The organism is Candidatus Acidulodesulfobacterium acidiphilum, assembly GCA_008534395.1.
Lineage (GTDB): Bacteria > SZUA-79 > SZUA-79 > Acidulodesulfobacterales > Acidulodesulfobacteraceae > Acidulodesulfobacterium_A > Acidulodesulfobacterium_A acidiphilum.
This window is the reverse complement of sequence record SHMQ01000061.1, coordinates 1-3,308: the sequence shown is the minus strand read 5'-3', so window position 1 is coordinate 3,308 and position 3,308 is coordinate 1. Positions and strand designations below refer to the sequence as shown.

Sequence of the window (3,308 nt, the reverse complement as noted above, 5' to 3'; positions counted from 1 at the left end):
ACTATAAGATTTACCTTTTTAACGATGCCTTTTTCGTCGGAAACGTAATGATGGGTCAGCGTGCCTCTCGGCGCCTCTACCGAACCTATACCTACGGCTTCGGGAGAACCGTTCAATCCGTTGGGTATATTTCTGACTTTATCGGATGCGGTTTCCTCGTCGTTAGCAAGCTCCAGCATTCTTTCGGAAGCATACAAAAGCTCTACTAATCTTGCCCAGTGGGTTGCAAGCCTATGGTGGACAGGTTTATACCTTCCGCTTCCGTTGCCGCTTTCGTCTTCCTTTTTACCGCTCAAAGTATCGTAAAACTTTTCAAAATATTCCTGTGCAAGCGGCGTAGCCATTTTATCCGAAACGTTAAGACGGGACAAAGGAGTGCAGGAATAAACGCCGCTATCCGGTCCGTCCACAAAACCTTTCCATCCTATGTTTTTTAAGTAAGGATATTTTAAATAAGTCCACTGTTCTACCCGTTCGGCTATATGCATGGTATAGTCGGCAGGTGCGTATTTTACGAATTCATTTCCTTCGGGGTCAATCACCCTTATTTTTCCGTCGTAAAAATTAACTCGGTTATGTTCATCGACTGTTCCCATATAATAAGTCTTATGAATATAAACGTCGGACAGTATAAGCTCCTTATAAACCTGATTTTTTAATACTACGTCGTCGAATATTTTAAGACTGAAAAGGGCAAAATCTATATTTTTTTTTGCAACTGTTTTAATTTCGTCCAATTCTTCTTTAGAAATAGATTTGCTCCAGCCTCCGGGCAAACCTCCCGCAAGATGAACGCCTCTTCCGCCGAGCATTTCTATTACATGGTGGTTTCTCGCCCTTGTCTCTATAACCTCTTTTCCTATATCAAGTCCTACTTTCCTTATGACGCCGAGAACGTTTCTTTCCGACGGCGGGGCATCAGGTCCGACGATAAAATCAGGGCCGCCGAGCGCATAAAAATGCGTAGTATGGTCGGTAACGTAAAATGCCATATACAATAATTCCCTTATTTTTTTGGCGGCTGGCGGCGGCTCGACGCCGAAAAGCATATCTAAAGCCTTTACCGACGCCATATGATGGGCTTCAGGACAAACGCCGCATATTCTGTTAGTCAGAACAGGCATATCTTCGGCAAGCCTTCCCTTGCAGAACTGCTCGAATCCCCTTAATTCCGGAACGATAAAATAGGTATTTTCGACGTTTCCTTCATCGTTTAAAAATATGTCGATTTTACCGTGTCCTTCCAGTCTGGTTATCGGGTCTATGGATATTTTTCTCATGGCATCGTTCTCCTTTTTAAAATGGAATCCGGAAGGCTGTATTTGTAAAACAACCCAGACGGGTCTGGTATCGATTCTATAATTTTATCGATTTTTTCCGCAATATCGGTTTCCTTTATGCCTTTTATACCTTCTATATCGATTATAGAACCTAGCGCCGATACCATTTTTGCGCCCTGGTCGAGTACGCCTTCAGGATGGCCGTAGCATCCGGTGCACGGCATGTTGACTTTAGGGCAGAGAGCGCCGCAACCGTCCCTCGTCGCTATGCCCATACAGATAAGCCCCTGTTCTAAGAGACATTTTTCTTTTTCCGGAATTATTTCGTAATTTCTGTAAAATCTTTCTATCTTTTTTTCCGATTTTTTTCTGTCGCATTCTTCGCATACTGAGGACGTCCCGGCTCCTATTACGGATTTTTTTGGGGGCAGAGCGGCGCCCGAAACGACGAGTTCGATAACTTTCCAAATCTGTTTTGGTTCGGGCGGGCATCCCGGTATAAAATAATCTACGTCGACGACCTGCGAAAGCGTCCTTAGAGTATCGTAAAATTTTGGAATTTCGAGCCTTCCTTCCGGAACGTCAGTCTCCGGAACCGGTAAAATCCCGAGAGGATTGTCTATCGTAGGATTATCGAGATAAACCGTTTTAAAAAGTTCGTCTCTGGAAGACAGATTCGCAAGGCCGGGAATACATCCTTCGTAAGCGCAAGAGCCGAATGCAATCAGCACCTTGGATTTTTTTCTTAAAAGATGCGCCATCTCTTCGTTTTCTTCGGTTCTAATTCCTCCGTTAAAAAAAGTTATAAAAATGCTTTCGTCCGGCAGTTCTTTTATATCTTCTTTCTTCGTGTCTAAGAGGCATGGACAGAACATAAAATCAAAGTTGGCATCCAAATCTATTATCTTTTCGTTAATATTCACAAGCGCGATTTCGCACCCGCCGCATGAAGCCGCCCAGTACATTGCTATTTTAGGTTTACCTGTCATAATATATACTTAACCTCCTTTATTAGCGTTAATTAAAATTTTAAATTTATTAATTTATAAAATCAGCTAAATAAATAAATAAATATGAAAATTAATTTTTGATTTAATTCAAATTTATATGACAATTTGGCATTAACGGTATGACAATTTATCCTATTTATTATTTTTATTTTATAATTTATAGATTATACAGATTTACTATTCCCGATGCCTTATCCATATCGTCAACCATCTGTATTACAGAATCTGTTATACTTGACGTTGAGTCCGCAATATGCTTTGATTCCGTCGATATTTTCTTCGCCGACATGCCGAGTTCCTTCATAGAAGCGTTCTGCTCCTCTATCGCCGAAGCGAGATTGTCGGTATAGTCTTTTATTGAACCCGCTTCGCTGTTTACGAAACTGTTGGAATCCACAAGCCTATTTACGGTTTCCACGCCGTATGAAACTGTGTTTTCGGTTTCCTTAATCAAAGCCTCTACGTCGCGGGTCGCTTTGGTTACTTTATCCGCTAATTTCCTTACCTCGTCGGCAACCACGGCAAACCCTCTGCCCTGCTCTCCCGCACGCGCCGCCTCTATAGCTGCGTTAAGCGAAAGAAGGTTAGTCTGGTCGGCTATCTCTCTTATTACCGTAATAATATTCGTAATTTTTTTCGTGCTTTCGTTGATTCTCTGAATAGAATCGTATAAATCCGAAACATGCCCAGCATTCGTATTCATAAGCCCCACTATGCCGTCCACTTTCTCTCTGGATTTTGCGCTTAATTCTGCTATGCTGCTGATTGTTCTCGTATTTTCTTCTATGGTTGCAACCGTCCTCGACAATTCTTCGGACTGTTCCGCTCCCGCATTATTAAGGTCGCTTATCTGGCTAAGCAGAGTTCCGAATTCGACCGATACATTTATCAGTTCTTTCTTTGTTTCGGCTATATCCTGAGCCACAATTCCCATAGCTTCCGTTAGTGCGGAATTAGATTCCGAATAAAGGCCTGCGGTTATTAAGGCTTTATCGCCGCCGGCCAAGCGGCCCGCTTT

The 3,308-nt window shown here is 42.5% G+C and carries 3 protein-coding genes; all 3 read right to left on the bottom strand.

The features are described from left to right. A partial coding sequence (locus EVJ48_10275; GenBank protein ID RZV36595.1) for a Ni/Fe hydrogenase subunit alpha occupies nucleotides 1-1,280 on the bottom strand: 1,280 nt, incomplete at its 3' end. Further along, entirely contained in the window at nucleotides 1,277-2,269 is a 993-nt protein-coding gene (locus EVJ48_10270) for an NADH:ubiquinone oxidoreductase (GenBank protein ID RZV36594.1), read from the bottom strand. The genes EVJ48_10275 and EVJ48_10270, both read right to left, overlap by 4 nt. Nucleotides 2,270-2,447: 178 nt before the next feature. After that, nucleotides 2,448-3,296 carry a hypothetical protein gene (locus tag EVJ48_10265; protein RZV36593.1) on the bottom strand — a complete coding sequence of 283 codons (849 nt, stop codon included), beginning with the start codon at nucleotides 3,294-3,296 and terminating at the stop codon, nucleotides 2,448-2,450. Nucleotides 3,297-3,308: the final 12 nt, after the last annotated feature.